The organism is [Clostridium] citroniae WAL-17108, from assembly GCF_000233455.1.
GTDB lineage: Bacteria > Bacillota > Clostridia > Lachnospirales > Lachnospiraceae > Enterocloster > Enterocloster citroniae.
This window is the reverse complement of sequence record NZ_JH376420.1, coordinates 1440935-1461671: the sequence shown is the minus strand read 5'-3', so window position 1 is coordinate 1461671 and position 20737 is coordinate 1440935. Positions and strand designations below refer to the sequence as shown.

The window sequence follows — 20737 nt, the reverse complement described above, 5'->3', positions numbered from 1 at the left end:
GAAATAAATGGTGAATGGTACCAATGAGGAATGTTTGTCATATTTTTAATAATATAGATTATGAATTGAAGGACAGATGCTTATGAAGCGCAGTATATTTGAAGGAAGTGCAGCGGCCGTGGTCACGCCCATGGATGAATACGGAAACCTGGACCTGGATGCCATGGGCAGGCTTTTGGACTGGCTGCTTGAGGAAAAGACAGATGCCATTGTGGTAAATGGGACCACAGGGGAATCCGCCACCCTGGATGACAATGAGAAGATGGAAGTGATCGGCTTTGTGATCCGGCATGTGAACGGGAGGGTTCCCGTGATCGCGGGTACGGGAAGCAACTGTACCGAGCACGCGGTAAAGCTTTCCAGGGAGGCGGAAAAACTGGGGGCAGATGCCCTGCTGCAGGTGACTCCCTATTATAACAAGGCATCCCAGGAGGGGCTGGTACGGCATTTTACCCAGGTAGGCGACCATGTGGGGATTCCCATGATCCTTTACAATGTGCCCAGCCGCACGGGCGTGACCATACAGCCTGAGACTTACCGGATCCTGTCTGAACACCCCAATATCAGGGGGGCCAAGGAAGCGGGCGGAAACATGTCAATGATTGCAAAGACAGCGGCCCTGTGCGGGGACGGATTTGATATTTACTCGGGAAATGATGACCAGACCATACCCATCATGGCACTGGGAGGCAAGGGTGTGATCTCCGTGCTGGCCAACATCATGCCCAGACAGACCCATGACATGTGCAGACTGTTCCTGGAGGGTAAGCTGGAGGAGAGCAGGAAAATGCAGCTGTACCTTCTGGACATCATGGAGGCGCTGTTCTGGGATGTGAACCCCATTCCCGTAAAAGCCGCCCTGTCCATTATGGGGATGTGTATGGACAGCTGCCGCCTGCCTCTCACACCCATGAAGGCCGGTGAGAAAGCAAAGCTGGAGGCGGTGATGAAGCGGTACCGGTAAGCGGTTCCTTTGACCGCGGCCCGGCCTTATAAGCCCTGTCTCATAGGTGAAAATCCCTTTGACATGGGTGGAAGGATATGGTATATTTTAAAGGTAAAGAGAATAACAGTTTGGAGCTTTCCATGAAAAGATAAAAAGCCGGCTATGACCAGAGTCCCAATATGGTCATGCCGGCTTGTTTATTAAAAGCGTTATTCTTTGAAAAATATAACGAGTGGAGGAAGAAAATGGAGAGGAAATGGGATGGAAAAGTAATGTTATTGGTTTGGGGAGGGCTGTTGGGGCTGGTTGCGGCCGTGCTTGCCTTTATGGGCAATCCGGGGAATATGGCGTTTTGTATTGCCTGTTTTATCCGGGATATAGCGGGAGCTGCAAAATTCCACACCGCAGCGGTGGTGCAGTATATGAGGCCGGAAATCGTGGGGCTTGTGGCAGGTTCCTTTGCCGTGTCAATGGCGGCTAAGGAATACCGGTCCACATCAGGCTCCTCTCCCATGATCCGGTTCCTACTTGGAATGGTGACCATGATAGGCGCCCTCATATTCCTGGGATGCCCGCTGCGGATGGTGCTGCGCATGGCGGCCGGTGATCTGAATGCTTATGTGGGACTGGCTGGGTTTGTTCTGGGAGCGGCTACAGGATGCTTTTTCCTGAAAAAGGGATTCAGCCTGGGGCGGGCATATGATACCAGGCCGGAGAGCGGATACATACTGCCGGTAATCCTTGTTGTTATGCTGATCCTCAGTGTTACCACCACATTGTTTGCAGTGAGTGCCGAGGGACCGGGAAGCATGCACGCGCCTGTTCTGATCTCGCTGGCCGGCGGACTTGTATTCGGAGCCGCTGCACAGCGGGCGAGAACCTGTTTTGCAGGCGGGATCCGGGACGTGATCCTTATGAAGAATTTTGATCTGCTCACCGTGATCGCAGGATTGTTTGTTGTTATGGCAGTGTACAATCTGGCCACGGGCGGTTTTAAACTGGGATTTGAAGGACAGCCGGTTGCTCATACCGAGGCTGTGTGGAATGTGCTGGGAATGTATGTGGTGGGATTTGCAGCCGTGCTGGCCGGAGGCTGTCCGCTGAGACAGCTGATCCTGGCCGGACAGGGATCAGGAGATGCTGCAGTCAATGTGGTGGGAATGCTGGCAGGAGCTGCGGTCTGCCATAATTTCGGACTGGCATCCAGCGGAACGGGCACCACTGCTGCGGGCAGGATCATGTGCGTTGTTTGCATTGTATTGCTGTTTGTTATTGGATTTTCATGCAAAGGAAAACAGGGAAAGTAGGAAGGGGAGGATCGTATGAGTGAGATTGATGTAAGAGGGCTTTCGTGCCCGGAACCGGTGCTGATCGTTATGGATGAGATGGACAAACATCCTGGTGTAAAACTGACCGTATTGTCTGATGCGGCCCATACCAGGGACAACATTGTGAAACTGGCAAAAGAATACGGAAGGGAAGCCGCCGTGGCCATGAGAGGCAGGGATATTGAGATAACCATTTTTTGAGATGGAGGCAGCCGTATGTGCTGACCATGTTTCCGTTGGATCAAGTGCTGTTTTAAGAGGAAAAACCATTTGCATAATGGACTGAATCTGCTATAATAGAAGCAGTGAAAGAATAGCAGTTTGGAGCTTTATGCGTATAAAAGTGAAAGCCGGCATTGGTCATTGTCTTATGAATGGCAGGTTCGGCTTTTTTCTTTGGAAACGTTATTCTTTTGAAAATATAACCAAGGAGGCCGCCAGATGAAACAGAACCAGCCGAACCAAGATCATCTGCACTATGGCATATCACTGAAACTGTATTTTGAAAACAAGGCATTTGGCCCTGGAATGTCCGCACTGCTTCGGGGAGTGGAGGAGACAGGATCCCTCCAGGGGGCTGCACAGGGCATGAACATGGCCTACAGCAAGGCATGGAAAATGTTGAAGGAGTCTGAAAAGGCATGGGGATTTCCTCTGACGGAACGTGAGACCGGCGGTAAAGATGGAGGAGGTTCCACCCTTACCGTCCAGGCGGTCCGGCTGCTGGAGGCATATGACTCCTTTATGAAGGAGGCCAGGGAGGAGCTGGACCGTTTGTTTGAAAAGCATTTTTCACAGGATAGGGTAGAGAAACTTAAAAACAGTTAAATGAGTCCCTTTGCCGGGGCTTATAACAAGGAGGAAGGAACGTGAAACAGGAAGAGATCGTATTTTGTAAAGGGGGAGGGTGTACGGCCAAGCTTGGACCGGGAGCGCTTGCAAAGGTACTGGACAAACTGCCCAAGACCTATGACCCCAATCTGCTGATCGGCTATGAGGGGTCGGATGATGCGGCTGTCTATAAACTGACGGATGATCTTGCCATGGTCCAGACGCTGGATTTTTTCCCTCCCATGGTGGAGGACCCATATATTTTCGGGCAGATCGCGGCAGCCAATGCCCTGAGCGATATCTATGCCATGGGCGGTGATGTGAAGACAGCCCTTAATATTGTGTGTTTTCCTGAGGCCATGGATCTGAATATACTGGGAAAGATCCTCTTAGGCGGCAGTGAAAAGGTAAAGGAAGCAGGCGGTGTCCTGGCAGGGGGCCACTCCATTGCGGATGCGGACGTGAAATACGGTCTGTCCGTTACCGGGACCATTCATCCGGACAAGGTGTTTGCCAACAGCGGATGCCGGGAAGGGGATGTGCTTCTTCTCACCAAGCCTCTGGGCGTGGGGATCGTGTGCACGGCTTCCAGGGTAGGGGAAAAGACCGGCGCTGCCATGGATCTGGCTGTGAAGTCCATGACCAGCCTGAACAGGTATGCCTCAGAGATCGTAAGGAAATACAGGGTCCACGGCTGTACGGATGTGACAGGCTTTGGTTTCCTGGGACATCTGTGCGAGATGCTGGGAGACAGCTACACGGCTCTGATCCATAAGGACAGGATTCCCTTTATACCGGGGTGTGAGGCGTATGTGGAGGAGTTCTATATCACGGCGGCCGGGCAGAGAAACCGGAACCATGTGGGGGCCAAGGTGGAGTTTGTGGACTGCAGTTTTGCCCTGGAGGAAATCCTATATGATCCTCAGACGTCAGGAGGTCTTCTTGTATCCATGGAACGGCAGGATGCAGACAGGGCGCTGGAGGAGCTTCGGGGCCTGGGCTTGCCCTGTGGCATGGTCGGGGAGATACAGGCCAGGGGTGAAAAGGCAGTGGTTGTGAGTTAAGCAGTGACCGTGGGCCTGCAGAGCCAAAGGCGAAAAGGCAGTGGCCGTGGGCTGACAGGGAGTAGGGCGGCAGATAGTAAGAGAGGAAGGAAAAGCATATGAAATTAGACGAACGTGGCAAGCAGTGTCCGTTGCCGGTAATCGATACAAAAAAGGCACTGGACAGCAGCAGTGACGGGGAAATCGTAGAGGTTTTGGTGGACAACGAGATCGCGGTCCAAAATCTGCGCAAGATGGCGGACCACAAGGGGCTTGTGTCATCCTATGAAAAAATCGGCGACAGGGAGTTTCAGGTAAAGATTACGGCCAAAGGCCGGGAAGCGGGGGAAACCGAAGATCTTAAGTCCCGGTCAAATGAGGGAGAGGCAGACGGATCCATGGAAGAAAACAGTTCTTTGGACGATATTGCCTGCCAGCCGGACAGCAGAAGAAAGGGCATGGTCGCGGTCATCTCCTCCAATCTTATGGGTCAGGGGGACGAGACCCTGGGCGGGATCCTGATGAAGGGGTTTGTATACGCATTGACGCAGCAGGACAACCTGCCTGAGGCCGTGCTTTTGTATAACAGCGGCGCTTATCTTTCCTGCGAGGGCTCTGATAACCTGGAGGATCTAAAGGAGCTGGAAGCCCAGGGAGTGGAGATACTTACCTGCGGCACCTGCTTAAACCATTATGGGTTGGGAGACAAGCTGAAGGTGGGCGGCGTCACCAATATGTATGAGATCGTGGAGCGTATGACAGGAGCAAGGCTTCTGGTGCGCCCCTAAGGAGCATGGACCAAACATGCTCTAACACATGGAAGGATATGAATTGAAATGATGACAGACAGGAAGAAACAACTGATCGTGGTAAGGGGCGCGGGAGATATTGCCACGGGGACCATACACCGGCTACACCGCTGCGGCTACCCCGTGCTTGTGCTGGAAACCGGGTTTCCCTCAGCGATCCGCAGGTGCGTGGCTCTGTCGGAAGCTGTATATGACGGAACTGCGGAAGTGGAGGGGGTTACCTGTATCAAATGCGCCGGCTATGAGGAAGCGTGTGCCGTGCTGGAACAGGGAGATGTTCCGGTCATGATCGATGAGACATGCCGGGTGCTGGAACAGGTGAGACCCTGGGCCCTGGTGGATGCCATACTGGCCAAGAAGAATCTTGGGACCACAAGGGATATGGCGGACAAGACCATTGGGCTGGGCCCCGGATTTACTGCAGGACAGGATGTGGATCTTGTGATCGAAACCATGAGGGGGCATAATCTGGGCAGGATCATTGGAAACGGAACGGCTGAGCCCAATACCGGCATACCGGGCGTCATAGGCGGCTTCGGAGCGGAACGTGTCATCCATTCTCCGGCCAGGGGGATTTTCTTTGGAAAAGCCCTGATCGGCGATATGGTGGAGAAAGGACAAAGGATCGGAACCATTGTCACCGGCCAGGGGGAGGTGTCTGTGGAAGCATCCCTCACAGGTTTGCTGAGAGGGATCATAAAGGATGGATATCCTGTGGTCAAAGGATTTAAGATCGCAGATATCGATCCAAGAAAAAGCGAGTATGAAAACTGCTTTACCATTTCGGACAAAGCCAGATGCATTGCAGGCTCTGTTCTGGAAGGTCTGCAGATGCTGGAAATGAAACAGGGGTATTGATCATGATCTATTTAGATAATGCGGCGACATCATATTACAGGCCGGATACCGTGGCCGAGGCAGTGGCCCAGGCCATACGGACCATGGGAAACTGTTCACGGGGCGCCTATGAGGCCGCCCTTACAAGCGCCAGGGCCGTGTATGGGACAAGGGCTCTGGTGTCAGAACTGTTCCATGGGGAAGGTCCTGAGCAGGTTGCCTTTACCGCCAACTCCACAGAGAGTCTGAACATAGCCATAAAAGGAGTGTTGGAGCCCGGGGACAGGGTGGTGGCCACGGTTCTGGACCACAACAGTGTTCTGCGTCCCCTCTATGAGATGGAGAGACAGGGCGCAGAGCTGGTAATTGTGGGATGCACGGATGAAAAGGACAGGGGATGCCTGGATTATGGGGCCATGGAGGCGGCTATCCGGCCGGGGACCAAGGCAGTGGTGTGCACCCATGCCTCCAATCTGACAGGCAACCTGGTGGATATCCGCAGGATCGGCGGGTGGTGCAGGAAGGCAGGAGCCCTGTTTATTGTGGATGCTTCACAGACAGCCGGGGTATTTCCCATTGACATGGAACGGGATATGATCGATATCCTTTGTTTCACCGGCCATAAGGGGCTTATGGGCCCCCAGGGCACAGGGGGGATGTGCGTCAGGAAGGGAGTAGGGATCAGGCCGCTCCTGTCCGGCGGGAGCGGTATTAAGACGTATTCCAGGACACATCCGGACAGTATGCCCACGGCACTGGAAGCCGGAACCCTGAATGCCCACGGTCTGGCAGGACTTCGGGCCTCCTTGACCTATATCAGGGAGCAGGGCGTGGATGAGATCCGGGAAAAGGAGATCGCGCTGATGCGGCGTTTCTATGACCAGGTAAAAACCATTCCCGGCGTACGGATCTACGGCGATTTTGAACAGGAGCAGAGGGCTGCCGTGGTGGCCCTGAACCTGGGGGATGAGGATTCAGGGGAGGTTAGCGATTATCTTGCCCAGGAGCACGAGATCTATACCCGCTCGGGCGGGCACTGTGCCCCTCTCATGCACGAAACCCTGGGAACCAGGGAACAGGGGGCTGTCAGATTCAGCTTCTCGCATTTTAACAGGGAGGAAGAAGTTGACATGGCCTGTCTGGCTCTCAGGGCTTATTAAGGGGGCTGTTGGGCGTAAGGCGGCTTAAGGATATCAGGACTTAACCAGAGTGTTATCCGGCACAGACCGCGCATTTTTCCTCAAGGATCTCTGTGAGGGCTGTGCCGCTGCTGGTGTGGCAGCGTACAATCTCCGTACCGCTTCCCACCTCGTCCAGGGCGCAGCGGATCATCTTATGGGAGACCGTGTTGGTGAACAGAACAAGAAGGTCCGGTTTCCCGATCTGTTTGTCCAGGCTGGCGCTCATCTGGGTAAATACCTTTGCTTTGCATTTGTAATTCTTACAGATCTTTTTGTACTGACTGACCATGCGGTCGTGTCCTCCGATAATGACAACGCTCATAAAAATTCCTCCTACTTATTTGTGGTGATCCTGTATAATGGGCGTCATATTCCATATAACGCTTGCTGCATGTGGATAGGTGTCCCAAATAGTTAGCTTAAACTAACTCATGAAAATATCATACAATATAGCCATGGAAATGTCCAGCCCCTTATTTGAGAATGTTTATCACAACCGGCGCATAGAATAGATCTTAGTTGTGTTTTCACAGCCAAAAACATATGGGGGAAGAAGGATAGGTTTACATAAATCAAAAAGTGTGCTATACTATATAAATACCCCGTAAACAGTTGAACAGAACGTGTTCAGAAAGGTGGGACTTTGTTCAAAAAAGGAGCGAATATCCTCTATGGAACAGTGGGCGTATGCCAGATAGAGGATATATCTAAAACTGATTTCTCAGATAACGACAGACTGTACTATTATCTTGTACCAAGATTTGAGAAAGAGACCACGATCTACATTCCGGTAAACAGTGATAAGGTAAAGATGAGGGAAATTATGACCCGTCAGCAGGCGGAACGCTTTGTGACGGCCTGGCCCTCTGTACAATGTAAAAAGTATGCCAGCGACAGGGAAAGACCGCAGGCGTACAAGGAAGTACTCCAGTCCGGCGACTGCCTGGAGCTGGCATCCATGATCAAGGAGATCGCCAACATGGAGCAGTCCCGCAGGGGCAATGGAAAGATGCTGTCCATAAGGGAGAGGGATGGTGTGAAATGTGCCCGTAAGCTTTTGTTCGGGGAACTGGCGGCTGCCCTTGATATCCATCCGGAGGAGGTGCCGGATTATATCCAGGACCAGACCGGATGCAGCACCGGAACGATATGATTATTTTATATTTCATTTTTCCGTGACCTGTGGTAGAATCTTGAGTTGGAAATAACAGTGACCGAACTCAGGAAAGGTGGCAGGTGAGATGGAAAAAAGGATCTATACCCGTGGACAGATGTCGGAGGCTGTTTCAACGGGTATTTTTCTGACTTTATCCGGCGGATTTCAGGATGCTTACACGTATTATTGCAGAGGCGGTGTGTTTGCCAATGCCCAGACAGGCAACATTGTCCTTATGGGAAGCCATCTGGCTTCCAGGGAGTGGGGGATGGCTTTCCGTTACATGGCGCCCGTGGCGGCATTTGCCTGCGGCGTATATATGGCCGAACACATCCGGCGCCAGCATAAGCATAACCGGCAGTTCCACTGGAGGCAGATGGTGGTGGCCATTGAGATCATCCTTTTGTTTCTGGTAGGATTTATGCCGCAGTCTATGAATATGGCTGCCAATATCGCGGTATCCTTTGTGTGCGCCATGCAGGTCAATGCGTTCCGCAAAATTAAGGGAAGTCCTTATGCCACCACCATGTGTATCGGGAACCTGCGCAGCGGTACGGAGCATTTTTACACATACCGCCATACAAAAAGCCCGGAGAGCCGCGATCAATGCATCCGGTACTATGGGGTGATTGTTATTTTCCTGGTGGGTGCCGTATTGGGAGCCGTGCTCACCGCCCGGCTGGCTGAGAAGACCATATGGGTCAGCTGCGGCCTGCTTTTGATCAGCTTCCTTATCATGTTCCTGCAGGAGGACATGGGGGAACGTGAGAGGACACAGTAAGGGGCCGGCAAAACCATAAGATATATGTTAAAAGCACACGGGAGGGCAGGTGACTGCCCTCCTGATGTGCTTTTATCTTACTACACCTGTAACAATTGCAACATATGTGATATACACTTCTGGCATGTTCCTTCATTTCCCACTACAATCAAGCTACAGGGAGAACGTAACCATTAACAGGCAAAAACGGAAATGTAAGGAGGAAAATGTAAATGGTATTACCTCAATTCGAGTATCTGGCTCCTAAGACCATAGGGGAGGCATGTAATCTGCTCCTTGAGCTTGGAAGCCCGGCAAAAGTCATGGCAGGAGCAACGGATCTGATCCCGCCCATGAAAGACAAAGCGATTTCGCCGGAGTATCTCATTGATCTGAAGAAGATCCCGGATCTGGATTATCTGGAATATGATGAAAAGGAAGGGTTAAAGATCGGCGCACTGACAACCCTGCGCACCATTGAGACCTCACCTTTGGTAAAAGAAAAGAACCCGGCTGTGGCCCATGCCGCCAAGGTAGTGGCTTCCACACAGATCAGGGCAAAGGGCACCATGGCGGGAAATATCTGCAATGCTTCCCCCTCCTGTGACACGGCGCCCAACCTTTTGGCCCAGGGGGCAAAGATCTTAGTACAGGGGCCCAACAAGGACCGTATCATTCAGGCGGAGGATTTTTTCCTGGGTGTAAAGAAAACCTCACTGGAACCGGGGGAGATCGTAACAGGGATTGTGATCCCGCCCCTGGCAGAGAATGAAAGGGCTGCTTACATAAAACACGCTGTGAGAAAAGCCATGGATCTGGCCATTATCGGTGTTGCGGTTAAGATCAAGGTGGAGGACGGCATATGCACGGATGTGCATATCGCCCTGGGCGCAGTGGCAGCCACACCTATCCGCGCCCCCAAGGCAGAGGAGGCTCTGATCGGCAAGGCCCTTACCGATGAGGTTATTGTAAAGGCATCGGAGGAGGCCATGGATTCCTGTCATCCTATTTCTGATATCCGTGCATCAGCCGAATACCGCAAGGATATGATCCGTGTATTTACCAAGCGTGCCGTCAGGCAGGCCATGGAATGTTTATAGGGAGGGCAGGAAAATGAAGCATAGTATAAGTTTAACCGTTAACGGAGACTGCGTTGACGCCGTTGTGAAAGATAACCTGACACTGCTGGATTTCCTTCGTGACCAGCTGTTTTTAACCGGTACAAAAAAAGGATGTGAGGAAGGGGAATGCGGCGCATGTACGGTTATGCTGGACGGGAAACCGGTCAATTCCTGCTGTACCCTGGCCGTGGAGTGCGATGGCCATGACATTATCACCGTGGAAGGCATTGCAGAGAACGGAATGCTCCACCCCATCCAGAAGCAGTTTATTGAAAAGTGGGCCATGCAGTGCGGTTACTGTACCCCGGGCATGATCATGTCCGCCAAGGCATTGCTGGATGTTAACCGTCATCCCACGGAACTGGAGATCCGGGAAGCCATTGAGGGCAACCTGTGCCGATGTACCGGCTATGCCAAGATCGTGGAGGCGATCCAGGCTGCCGCCGCACAAATGAACTGGGAGGAGGAATCAGAGAATGCATAAAGACTGTGACAAACATTATTTTAAAAAGCCGGAATTCTACCGTCTCACCGGTGAGAATCATTATGTGAGGATTGACGCGGAAGACAAAGTGACGGGCCACGGCCAGTATGTGGGCGACATCATGTTTCCGGATATGCTGACCGGCAAGATGGTGAGAAGCCCCTATGCCTCGGCCAGGATCCTTTCCATTGACACCAGCGAAGCCGAAAAGCTGCCGGGTGTAAAATGTATCCTCACGGCAAAGGACTTTGAGTGGAAGTCCTTGGTGGGCAACGGAGAGTTTGCCGCTGAATTTGCAGACAAGGAAGTACTTTGCTCCGAGAAGGTCCGCCAGGTAGGGGATGATGTGGCGGCAGTGGCGGCAGTGGATGAGGAGACGGCCCAGAGGGCGGTTGACCTGATCAAGGTGGAGTATGAGGTGCTTCCGGGTGTATTTGATCCCTTTGAGGCCATGGAGGAAGGCGCTCCCGAGGTCAACTGGGAGGGCAAAGGACTTCACAATATCGGTATGCAGTCCGTGATGAAGGCGGGCACGGACATTGACCAGGAGTTTGACAACGCGGGCTATGTACAGCACAGGGATTACAAGACCCACCGTATGGTCCATGCGGCCATGGAGCCCCACGGCGCGGTGGCCACGTTCAGAAACGGCACCTATACCATCTGGATGTCCACGCAGATGTCCTATGTGGACCAGTTCTGGTATGCCCGCTGCCTGGGCGTGGGGGAGAACCAGGTGCGCGTGATCAAGCCGCTGGTAGGCGGCGGATTCGGAGGAAAGCTGGATTCCTATTCCTTTGGACTCTGCGCTGCCAAGATGTCGGAACTGACCGGACGGCCTGTGCGTATGATCCTGTCCCGTGAGGAGGTATTCCAGACCACACGTAACCGCCATCCCATCTATATGCACATTGACACTGCCTTTGGCGCGGACGGAAAGCTGCTGGCGAAAAAATGCTACCATGTGCTGGACGGCGGCCCCTACGGCGGTTCCGGTGTTGCGGCCTGCGCCCAGTCCACACTGTGGGCCAACTTCCCATATAAGATGAATTCCGTGGATTTCCTGGCAAGACGTGTGTACACCAACAACCCGTCAGCCGGTGCCATGAGGGGCTACACGGCGTGCCAGGTGCATTTTGCCCATGACCTGAATATGCAGTTTGCAGCGGACCAGATGGGGATCGACCCGGTTGAGTTCCGTAAGATGAGCGCGGCGGACCCTGGATATGTGGCTCCCGCGGGGCTGGCTATTACCAGCTGCGCTTACAAAGAGACTTTGGATACGGCTGCCAGGGAAATTGGCTGGTATGATAAAAAGGATCAGATGAAAAAGGGCGAGGGCATTGGCTTTGCCGGAACCGGATTTGTATCCGGAACCGGATTCGCGGTGCTGGAAGCTCCGAACCAGAGTTCTGCGTGCGTGACACTGCGCATGAACAAGCGGGGCATGGCAACTCTTTACATTGGTTCCCATGATATCGGCCAGGGCTCAGATACGGTCATGACAGCGATCGTGGCAGAGGAACTGGGCCTTCCCATGGATATGGTAAAGACATTCATGTCCGATACCTTCCTGACACCCTGGGATTCCGGTTCTTACGGAAGCCGTGTTACCTTCCTTGCGGGAAATGCTGCCCGCCGCGCTGCCGTGGATGCAAAGCGCCAGCTGTTTGAGGTGATCGCTCCCATGTGGGGTGTGATGCCTGAAACACTGGAGTGTCTGGACGGCAAGGTGATCAGCAAAGAGAACGCAGAGCTTCAGATGCCCATTGGGGACGCCATGTTTAAGTATATGACCGTTAAGGGAGGCGATGAGCTGGTGGGTATCGGCTCATATTACCACCGCACCGACAATTCCCAGTACAATGGTACCAATACCACCAACTACGCGCCGGCTTACAGTTTTTCCACAGGAGCGGCCCATCTGACCGTGGATGAGGAGACAGGCGTGCTGGATATCGATGAGTTTGTATTTGCCCATGACTGCGGCCGCGCCCTGAACAAGAGGGCTGTGGAAGGCCAGCTGGAGGGTTCCATCGGCATGGGACTTGGATATGCGGTCTACGAGCACAACGTGACCAAGGAGGGCAAGATATTAAATCCTAATTTCCGTGATTACCGTCTGCCAACCGCCCTTGACATGCCGAAGATGCGTACCTTTTACGATTTTACACCGGATGAGGAAGGACCTCTGGGTGCAAAGGAAGCAGGGGAAGGCTCGGCAGCGCCGGTGGCGCCTGCCATTGCCAATGCGGTCAACATGGCTACCGGTGTATATTTTACGGAGCTTCCACTGGATCCCGAACATATCTGGAGAGCGCTCCATGGACTTAAGGATGACAGGAATTCCAAATAAAGGGCCGGCGTGACCTTCATTCAGGGGATAAACCCGCCGCAAAGGTGGGGGCCGAGGAGACTCCGGGAGTACACCTTAGAAAAGCGGAGGTTGACTTTGTCAACAAAAGAAGGCGGCTCTATGCCGCCTTTTTAACATTACGGGGATTGCACTGCGGCGGAAGGGAAGATGCCGCTGAAGCGACCGTCCGCAGGCGGAGAAGCCTGCGAGCAGGATTCTTTGTTTCATTCAGTACAGGAACTCTGCCCCAAAGGCAGGGAAAAGAACAAGTAAAGGGGAGAATGTATATGGGACACCAGTTAAAGAAGATGCGCCTGCCGGGCGGTATGGAAGCGGAAGAGAGGGCCTGCGGGGATTATGTCTGTCGATACTGTAAGGGAAAGGCCACGGCCTGTAACTTCGTAGCGGATATGTGCCTTCAGGTATATGCCCGCCACAACGGGCTCTGCGGCGCCTATGTTGAATCCGATCAATATGTGGGATATGTTACGGACTGTACGACCTGTACCTATGAGGGACTGGCCGGGGACTGCCGGTTTGGGGATCAGGGATCAGCCGCCCACGGCTGACTCTCATACCGGTGACAAAATAACAGCCGGCGGGAAACAGGTATTTCCCGGCGGCTGTTGTCTTTGTACCAGCATCAACTGTGACGGCAGTGACAGCAGGAATCATGCATTCACGTTCTGGGGTGAATGGGGGGATTTCAGCTCCCCCACGGAGGAGCGCGCGATTTTTATGGCGGCTTTTGTCACAAAGAACGCAAATATGTAGCTTATGATAAACATAATAGGCCAGTCGTGTATCACGCTCTGGGTATATACTGCTGAAACACTGGGGATAAAGCCGGCTGCAGCGGCTGCCTCTATCTCCGGATTGTTAAAGACATTGACAGCGGTGAGCACAAGGGTGGCCGTGGTGTTAAAGAACAAGGTGGCCACAAAGTTTTCAAGGAGTACATGGGGCAATGTCTCGGGCTTCAGCCCCATTTTCCTGCCAAGGGCAAAGGACCAGTCCGTGAGGGGAAAGATCATGCCTGTCAGGGAGATCACAAGGAATGCGGTTCCCCAGTTCTTAACCAGCAGCGGCACTGTGAATGTGAGTTTGTCTACGAAGATTGCCGAGGTGGCCATGATCAGGGAGATGCAGATGGCTACCACGGATGATATGATCATACCAAAATGATTTTTGTAAAAATTCATAAAATACGTCCTTTCTGGTCTTTAATACAAAGCTTGGCGGTATGGATCCGCCATTCGATTTCTTTACAACCAGGGTTGGATAGCCGATACAAAGCGCTGCACAGGCCGGCAGACCTGTATCGGTGTTTCGTTTATACCCCCTAAATACTTTCTTTTCCTATCCCTCCTTAATCGTGGTGAACCAATGATGGACACCGTTTTATGGCGGCGGGCAGCGCCCTTTACCATCCATAAATGCGGTTAAAAACCAGGAGAACGCACAGGGTTTGTTTTCAGCCGCATCCTTTGCCGAATGAGATCATGGGTGCACAGGATTGAGTTACGGGTGCACGATCATAAGGGTGTCATCCAGTCCGCCAGCAGGCAGCATCAGAAGGGCGCCGTATTTGGCTTCCAGGTCCTCCACTGCCTTGGCAACGCCTCCGTATCCCACGTGGCGGCCTCCCTTTAGCAGGATAACGCCGCCCCGGGCCATGCGCGGAAAAAAGAATTCCAGTCCGGAAAAGGTGGGGTTGTACAGGCAGGCATCCATATAAACCAGCGCAAATGTCTCATCCTCCATGTCAAAGGCGGTTTCAGGAAACCAGCCCTTTTTAATGATTACCTGTTCTTTTACCGGCATGCGCTCCATCAGTTTTTCTTCGTCCGCACCGGAGAACTGGCCGGCTTCTGCATTGGAACATGCGAGCTCCTGTTCTTTGGCGGTATCCCTTGGGTCAAATCCCTCAAAGGTGTCAAAGAGATAGAGCCTGCGGTCAGGCATCAGGGCATTGAGCTGCCAGGAGGTATCTCCGCGGTAACATCCCAGCTCCGCCACATTTCCCTCTATGCAAAGGCCTGTAAGCCGGCGGCAGATACGGCGCAGAACATTGCAGGTGGCGGAAAACTGCTGGCAAAGGTCCCGGATAAAGATGATGTCGTTTAAAAATCCTGCCCGGATCGCCATGTATTGCAGTGCATGGCTTTTCTCAGGGTCCGTGGTGGCGATGACAATGATATCCGGCTGAAGGGCCACAGCCAGGTCAATGGGCATCACAGGCATGCCCTGGATCTCCTCCTTTAGCTCTCCTTTTTCCAGATCGGAGAATACGTTCCAGGTTTCAGCCCTGGTATCTCCCAGACCCACCAGTTTCATTTCACGTGGATTCAGCATATCCGCCACAGCCATCCCCATACTGTCGGCTCCAAGAATTACAACGGTCTTCATTTTCCAGCCCTCCTTGTCATCTATTTAACAATATTGTAGGGCGGCCAGGGGGAAAGGGCAAGTAGTGCAGGTCACACCTGATGCTATATTACATTTGTTGTTTGGCTTTCATCTGTAACCTGCCATACTTAATTATGGGGAAATGAAATGATATCATAGAAACATGATCTGACACATCCGGTGTGACGGGGAAACGGCCGGAAATACGGTGTACTCTCGGAATCTCCTGGAGTACACCACGAAAAACAGGAGGAAACTATGGACAAGGTTTCAATATGGATTAACGGGGTTGAGCGGAAATTTATCATTGGCGATGCGCAGGGGTGCGTCAAGCCTTCCGAGACGCTGGTCCACACGCTCAGGGACCGGCTGGACCTGACCGGCACCAAGATCGGATGTGACCACGGGGCATGCGGAAACTGTACGGTCATTTTAAACGGCGATCCGGTGGCATCCTGCATGATCTTAACGGCCGACTGCCAGGGGGCAGAGGTGACCACCATTGAGGGCCTGGAGGACCAGGACACAGGGGAGCTGAGCATACTACAGCAGGCATTTGTGGACAATTCCGCGTTCCAGTGCGGATTCTGCACTCCCGGCATTGTGATGTCCGCAAAGGCGCTTTTAGACAAAAATCCCGATCCCACCAGGGAGGATATCAGGGAGGCGCTGTCCGGCAATTACTGCCGCTGCATCAGCCATTACCAGGTGGAGGCTGCCATTGAGGACGCCATCAGGAGAATGAAGGATCTCAGAGCAAAGGGGGAGGCATAGTATGGGAGACAACAATTACAGATACATAGGCAGGCATGTAAACCGTGCAGACGGACGGGAGCTGATCTCCGGCCGCCGCCAGTTCATCGATGATGTCCGTATTCCCGGCATGCTCACGGCCAGGGTACTGAGAAGCCCTTATCCCCATGCCAATATCGTGGACATCCACGTAGAAAAGGCAAAGGCCCTTGCGGGAGTTAAAGCGGTACTGACTTATAAGGACGCCCCTGACTGGAAATGCGGACTGCCGCAGCACAGGAGAGTGCTGGACCGCAGGGTGCGTTTCACTGGGGACAGTGTGGCGTTGGTGGCTGCAGAAACCCTGGAGGCCGCTGACGAGGCATGCAAGCTCATAGAAGTGGAATATGAGGAGCTTCCCTTTGTATTGGACTGCGAGGAGGCAATCAAACCGGAGGCACCCCAGCTCTATGAGGAATTTCCGGGAAATGTCCTTCCAAAAGTCACACCATTTTCAGAGGAGCCCTTTAATCAGATCCATGTGGGGGATGTTGAGAAGGCCTTTGAAGAAGCAGCCTATGTGGCGGAGGGATATTACTGCTATGACAAGCTGCCACACCCCCTTCCGCCTGAATCACCTGGTGTGATCGCGCAGTGGACCAGTCCCAGCGCGGTAACCCTTTATTATAACGGCGGCGCACCCCATCTTCAGAAGTTTAACACGGAAGCATCCATTCCGGGGGTGGCGGTGCGGGTGATCGCATGCCATTCCGGCGGTTCCTACGGCAGCAAGCAGCTGATCCCCCATCTGGCCCTTCAGGCCATTGCCCTTGCACGTGAGACGGGCAGGGCTGTAAAGCTGATGATGGACCGTACGGACCATATGCTGTCCTATGAACTGCGCCAGGGAAGCCGTATCCGCGGCAAGGTGGGGATCACAGAGGATGGTATCATAAGTGCCATACAGGGCATGTGGTATATTGATTCAGGCATGTCCTCCACCTATGCCCAGGCAATGACCGCGGTAGGGCTGGGGGAAGCCCAGGCATTCTGCGGAAAATGCAAAAACTGGGATCTGGATACCATGCTGATCGCGACCAACCACAGTTCCCAGGCCCCCATCCGCGGTTTTGGCGGCCAGGAGTTAAAGGGCGCTTTGATCCCGCTTGTATGTACCGCCATCCGGGCAGCCCATATGGACCCCTATGAGGTGTTTAAGAAAAACTTTGTAAAGGCAGGGGATTCCTACATATGGCGTGATTACAAGTGGTGGGAGGTGCGTTCCGTGGACTTTACCGCCGCGTTTGAGGAGTCAGCTGCCAAATTTGGATGGAAGGATAAATGGAAGGGATGGGAGGTTCCCACCTGGGTCAGTGAAGACGGAAAGCGTGCCATCGGCGTTGGCGTAGGGGTGCACGGCAATGCGGATATCGGGGAAGACCCTACGGAGGGATTTGTAAAGCTCCATCCCTTTGGAAGCGTGACCGTGGAAATGTGTATCGGAGAAACAGGAGGCGCCCAGCGCCATGCCATCCAGAAAATGGTTGCCGAAGTCATGAAGGTTCCCTTTGACGGTGTCCAGCTGGTGAATTCCGATACCCACGGCACAGGATATGATGCGGGAATGATCGGTTCAAGGGGAACTATTACCATGGGAACCTGTGCGGTCAGAGCTGCCAATGATGCCAGAAAGAAGCTGCTTAAGATGGCGGCGGAGAAACTGCACATGGGTGTGGATGACCTGGATACGGAGGATTTTCTGGTATTCCCCAAGGCTGATCCGCAGATGCGCCTGCCATGGATCGCTATTACAGGAACACCTGAGATGACCATCACCGGCATGGGACTTTACCAGCAGAACTTTGACAAACCCAACTTTGCCCTGTACTTTGCGGAGGTGGAGGTGAACCTGGAGACAGGGGAGGCAAAGCTGCTCCGTGCCCTGGAGGGTACGGATGTGGGACAGATCATTGACCCGGTGAATGTGCGGATGCAGGCTGAGGGATCCTTTGGCGCAGCGGGCGCGGATACAGCCCTGTTTGAGGAAATGGTCATGGACAAAAAGCTGGGCCGGTTTGTCAGCGGCAATATGATTGACTATAAATGGCGTACCTTTAATGAATTTCCGCCTTTTGACACGGTGATCCTGGAGGGACAGTTTGACACGGAATCCTTCCACGCATTGGGATTTGGTGAGATCAGCGGTTCACCCGCGCCCTCCGCCATCCTGATGGCAGTTTCCAATGCCATTGGAACGGAAGTAAAGGAATATCCCACCACGCCCACCGTTGTGTTAAAAGCCATGGGAAAGATCAAATAGAGAGGGAGGTATACCATGAAACAGTTTGAGCATGTAACTGTATCCAGCTTTGAGGAAGGGGCGAGGATCTTAAAGGAGGGCAAGGGAAAGCGTCAGGCCATGGCCGGGGGCTCGGATCTGCTTGGTATCTATAAGGACGGGATCCTGAAAACACACCCTGAGACAGTGGTGAATCTGAAGCAGATACCGGAATTTGACACACTTGAGGAAACGGACGGCTGGCTGGACATCGGGGCCGGATGCAAACTGAACAGGATAGCCGGGGACCGGGCAGTGAAGGATCTGTGCCCTGCACTGGCAGAGGCCGCCTATTCGGTTGCTTCCCCGCTGATCCGTTCCATCGGCACCGTGGGAGGAAATATATGCCAGGACGTGCGATGCTGGTACTACAGATACCCGGATACCATGGGAGGAGCGCTGGACTGCAAGCGAAAAGGGGGCAAAACCTGCTATGCTATCAATGGGGAGAACCGCTATCATTCCGTGTTTGGGGGAATGGCCTGTCATGGTTCCCCATGTGCCGGATCCTGTCCGGCGGGTACCGATGTGCCGGCTTATATGGCAAGACTGAGAAACGGGGACTGGGATGGGGCTGCCAGGATCATTATGGAGTATAACCCCATGCCCATGATGACCTCCCGTATCTGTCCCCATCCTTGCCAGGACGACTGCAACCAGTGTACATACGGCGACAGTGTGAACATCCATGGGGTGGAGCGGTCCCTGGGAGATTATATCCTGGAACACGCCGACATCTACTATGCAGCCCCGGAACATGGGACAGGAAAGACGGTCTCCATTGTGGGCGCAGGGCCGGGCGGATTGTCTGCAGCCTATTATCTGCGCAGGTCCGGCCACCAGGTGGTGGTATATGACCGCATGGAGAAGGCAGGAGGTGTGCTCCAGTACGGCATTCCCCACTACCGCCTGCCAAAGCATATAGTGGATGCATATGTGAAAGCGCTGGAACATATGGGAGTAGAGTTCAGGCTTGGCGTCCACGTGGGAAAGGATATCACCTTAGAGGAGATCAGGAAAAACTCCCACAGGGTGTACGTGGGGACCGGCGCCTGGAAACAGCCTGTGCTGGGTCTGGAGGGAGAGAACCTGACCCAGTTTGGCCTGAACTTCCTGGTGGAAGTCAACACATATCTGGAAAAGGCCATTGGAAGCCAGGTACTTGTATGCGGGGGCGGAAACGTGGCAATGGATGTGGCCCTTACCGCAGCCAGACTGGGAGCTAAGCATGTGAAGCTGGTCTGCCTGGAGCAGGAACATGAGATGCCTGCCACGCCGGAGGAGGTTGCAAGGGCAAAGGAAGAGGGGGTGGAGATCTATCATGGCTGGGGCCTGGGAAAAGTGGTCACGGACAAAGACAAAAAGGTCACCGGCCTGGCAGCTAAAAAATGCCTGTCTGTTTTCAACGGGGAACACCGCTTTGCCCCTGTATATGAGGAGACGGAGCAGACATTCATCGAGGCAGATACCATCATATTGGCAACCGGCCAGAGGGTGGACCTGGATTTCCTGGGAGAGCGGTTTGGGGAACAGCTTAAATCCGCCCGAGGGCTGATCGAGGCCGACCTGGAATCCTTCCGGACAAAAGAGGAGGGAATCTATGCAGGCGGAGATGCTGTTACCGGACCTGACATTGCCATCCGCGCCATCCTTGCGGGGCGTGTGGCAGCTGCGGGGATGGACCGGGAGCTGGGAGAAAAGGGAAGGATGATGCCAGGAGGGGATCCTGTTTCGGATGCCGGTTCGCCCCAGGCGGATCCATGGCTGCACTTTGACCCCAAAGCAGTGGAAGAGGAGGCGGCCCATAAGCTGGCGGAGGTTTCCCCGGAGGAGAGAACGCTGACAGGGGAGGACACGGCTTCCTTTGACCGGGAAACGGCCCAGGCCGAGGCGGGGCGCTGTATGAACTGCGGCTGTTATGCGGTGAGTCCATCGGATATAAGCCCGGTGCTTGTGATGGCAGGAGCAAAGATCATAACAACAGAGCGCACCTTGACGGCACAGGAACTGCTGACAAGGGAACTGACCGTACAGGATATCCTGGAACCGGGGGAACTGGTAAAGGAGATCCGGGTACCAAAGCTTAAGGGTGAGATGCATTATGATAAAAAGCGTGTGAGAAATGCCATTGATTTTGCTATTGTTTCCCTTGCGTCCTGCCTGGAGGTAGGGGATCATGTAATAAGGGATGCCCGGATCGTGTTTGGAGGCGTTGCGCCAATACCGTACCGTATGCCGGAGGTGGAGGAGTTCCTCAGAGGAAAAAGGGTGACGGAAGAGATGGCAGAAGAGGCAGCCGCGCTGGCTGTTCGGGATGCTGTTCCCATGGGGAAGAATGAGTACAAATTATTCATGATAAAGGAGCTGCTGGTAAATGCTGTCTTAAGGGCAGACAACAAACAGTAA

At 53.5% G+C, this 20737-nt stretch carries 20 protein-coding genes; 17 read left to right on the top strand and 3 right to left on the bottom strand.

The window, feature by feature from the left end:
- Positions 1-82: 82 nt before the first annotated feature.
- The 8 genes from dapA (at position 83) to HMPREF9469_RS06575 (ending at position 6954) form a co-directional block, all read left to right on the top strand.
- A complete protein-coding gene (dapA, locus tag HMPREF9469_RS06610) occupies positions 83-964 on the top strand; it encodes a 4-hydroxy-tetrahydrodipicolinate synthase (protein WP_007860299.1) in 882 nt (293 codons plus the stop codon).
- A 227-nt stretch (positions 965-1191) separates the two neighbouring features.
- On the top strand, positions 1192-2253 hold the full coding sequence (gene yedE / locus HMPREF9469_RS06605; protein ID WP_007860298.1) for a YedE family putative selenium transporter: 1062 nt from the start codon (positions 1192-1194) through the stop codon (positions 2251-2253).
- 15 nt (positions 2254-2268) lie between these two features.
- Positions 2269-2475, top strand: a complete 207-nt coding sequence (locus HMPREF9469_RS06600) for a sulfurtransferase TusA family protein (protein WP_007860297.1) — start codon at positions 2269-2271, stop codon at positions 2473-2475.
- Positions 2476-2715: 240 nt separating this feature from the next.
- Positions 2716-3102, top strand: coding sequence for a winged helix-turn-helix domain-containing protein (locus HMPREF9469_RS06595; protein WP_007860296.1), 387 nt, complete (start codon positions 2716-2718; stop codon positions 3100-3102).
- Positions 3103-3143: 41 nt separating this feature from the next.
- A complete protein-coding gene (gene selD / locus HMPREF9469_RS06590; protein WP_007860295.1) occupies positions 3144-4169 on the top strand; it encodes a selenide, water dikinase SelD in 1026 nt (341 codons plus the stop codon).
- A gap of 98 nt (positions 4170-4267) precedes the next feature.
- Positions 4268-4936, top strand: coding sequence for a sulfurtransferase-like selenium metabolism protein YedF (gene yedF, locus HMPREF9469_RS06585; protein ID WP_007860294.1), 669 nt, complete (start codon positions 4268-4270; stop codon positions 4934-4936).
- A gap of 51 nt (positions 4937-4987) precedes the next feature.
- Positions 4988-5815 carry a selenium-dependent molybdenum cofactor biosynthesis protein YqeB gene (gene yqeB / locus HMPREF9469_RS06580; protein WP_040415661.1) on the top strand — a complete coding sequence of 276 codons (828 nt, stop codon included), beginning with the start codon at positions 4988-4990 and terminating at the stop codon, positions 5813-5815.
- 2 nt (positions 5816-5817) lie between these two features.
- Positions 5818-6954 (top strand): aminotransferase class V-fold PLP-dependent enzyme, encoded by a 1137-nt coding sequence (locus HMPREF9469_RS06575; protein WP_007860292.1) that lies wholly within the window; start codon positions 5818-5820, stop codon positions 6952-6954.
- Positions 6955-7006: 52 nt separating this feature from the next.
- On the opposite strand, the gene HMPREF9469_RS06570 is transcribed toward HMPREF9469_RS06575, so the two are convergent.
- Entirely contained in the window at positions 7007-7297 is a 291-nt protein-coding gene (locus HMPREF9469_RS06570) for a DUF2325 domain-containing protein (protein WP_007860291.1), read from the bottom strand.
- A 321-nt stretch (positions 7298-7618) separates the two neighbouring features.
- On the opposite strand from HMPREF9469_RS06570, the gene HMPREF9469_RS06565 reads away from it, so the two are divergent.
- The 6 genes from HMPREF9469_RS06565 to HMPREF9469_RS06540 all read left to right on the top strand — a co-directional run bounded on the left by HMPREF9469_RS06565 (position 7619) and on the right by HMPREF9469_RS06540 (position 13421).
- Complete coding sequence (locus HMPREF9469_RS06565; protein ID WP_007860290.1) at positions 7619-8128, top strand: CarD family transcriptional regulator; 510 nt, start codon at positions 7619-7621, stop codon at positions 8126-8128.
- 88 nt (positions 8129-8216) lie between these two features.
- Entirely contained in the window at positions 8217-8912 is a 696-nt protein-coding gene (locus tag HMPREF9469_RS06560; RefSeq protein ID WP_007860288.1) for a YoaK family protein, read from the top strand.
- Between the two features lie 212 nt (positions 8913-9124).
- Complete coding sequence (locus tag HMPREF9469_RS06555; RefSeq protein WP_007860287.1) at positions 9125-9991, top strand: FAD binding domain-containing protein; 867 nt, start codon at positions 9125-9127, stop codon at positions 9989-9991.
- Between the two features lie 13 nt (positions 9992-10004).
- A complete protein-coding gene (locus tag HMPREF9469_RS06550; protein ID WP_007860286.1) occupies positions 10005-10496 on the top strand; it encodes a (2Fe-2S)-binding protein in 492 nt (163 codons plus the stop codon).
- Positions 10489-12852 (top strand): xanthine dehydrogenase family protein molybdopterin-binding subunit, encoded by a 2364-nt coding sequence (locus HMPREF9469_RS06545; protein WP_007860285.1) that lies wholly within the window; start codon positions 10489-10491, stop codon positions 12850-12852. The genes HMPREF9469_RS06550 and HMPREF9469_RS06545 overlap by 8 nt, the downstream gene beginning before the upstream one ends.
- A gap of 287 nt (positions 12853-13139) precedes the next feature.
- The gene (locus tag HMPREF9469_RS06540) at positions 13140-13421 is read left to right on the top strand and encodes a hypothetical protein (RefSeq protein ID WP_007860284.1); all 282 of its coding nucleotides are present in this window, start codon (positions 13140-13142) and stop codon (positions 13419-13421) included.
- Between the two features lie 102 nt (positions 13422-13523).
- On the opposite strand, the gene HMPREF9469_RS06535 is transcribed toward HMPREF9469_RS06540, so the two are convergent.
- Together HMPREF9469_RS06535 and HMPREF9469_RS06530 are read right to left on the bottom strand one after the other, a co-directional pair.
- Positions 13524-14054: a hypothetical protein gene (locus HMPREF9469_RS06535; RefSeq protein WP_007860283.1), complete on the bottom strand. Its 531-nt coding sequence runs from the start codon at positions 14052-14054 to the stop codon at positions 13524-13526.
- Positions 14055-14373: 319 nt separating this feature from the next.
- Positions 14374-15261 carry a TylF/MycF/NovP-related O-methyltransferase gene (locus HMPREF9469_RS06530; RefSeq protein WP_007860282.1) on the bottom strand — a complete coding sequence of 296 codons (888 nt, stop codon included), beginning with the start codon at positions 15259-15261 and terminating at the stop codon, positions 14374-14376.
- A gap of 258 nt (positions 15262-15519) precedes the next feature.
- On the opposite strand from HMPREF9469_RS06530, the gene HMPREF9469_RS06525 reads away from it, so the two are divergent.
- Genes HMPREF9469_RS06525 through HMPREF9469_RS06515 form a run of 3 tightly spaced genes read left to right on the top strand, consistent with a single transcriptional unit; the run spans position 15520 to position 20737 of the window.
- Entirely contained in the window at positions 15520-16035 is a 516-nt protein-coding gene (locus HMPREF9469_RS06525) for a (2Fe-2S)-binding protein (protein WP_007860281.1), read from the top strand.
- Between the two features lies 1 nt (position 16036).
- Positions 16037-18313, top strand: coding sequence for a xanthine dehydrogenase family protein molybdopterin-binding subunit (locus tag HMPREF9469_RS06520; protein WP_007860280.1), 2277 nt, complete (start codon positions 16037-16039; stop codon positions 18311-18313).
- Positions 18314-18328: 15 nt separating this feature from the next.
- Positions 18329-20737, top strand: coding sequence for an FAD-dependent oxidoreductase (locus HMPREF9469_RS06515; protein ID WP_007860279.1), 2409 nt, complete (start codon positions 18329-18331; stop codon positions 20735-20737).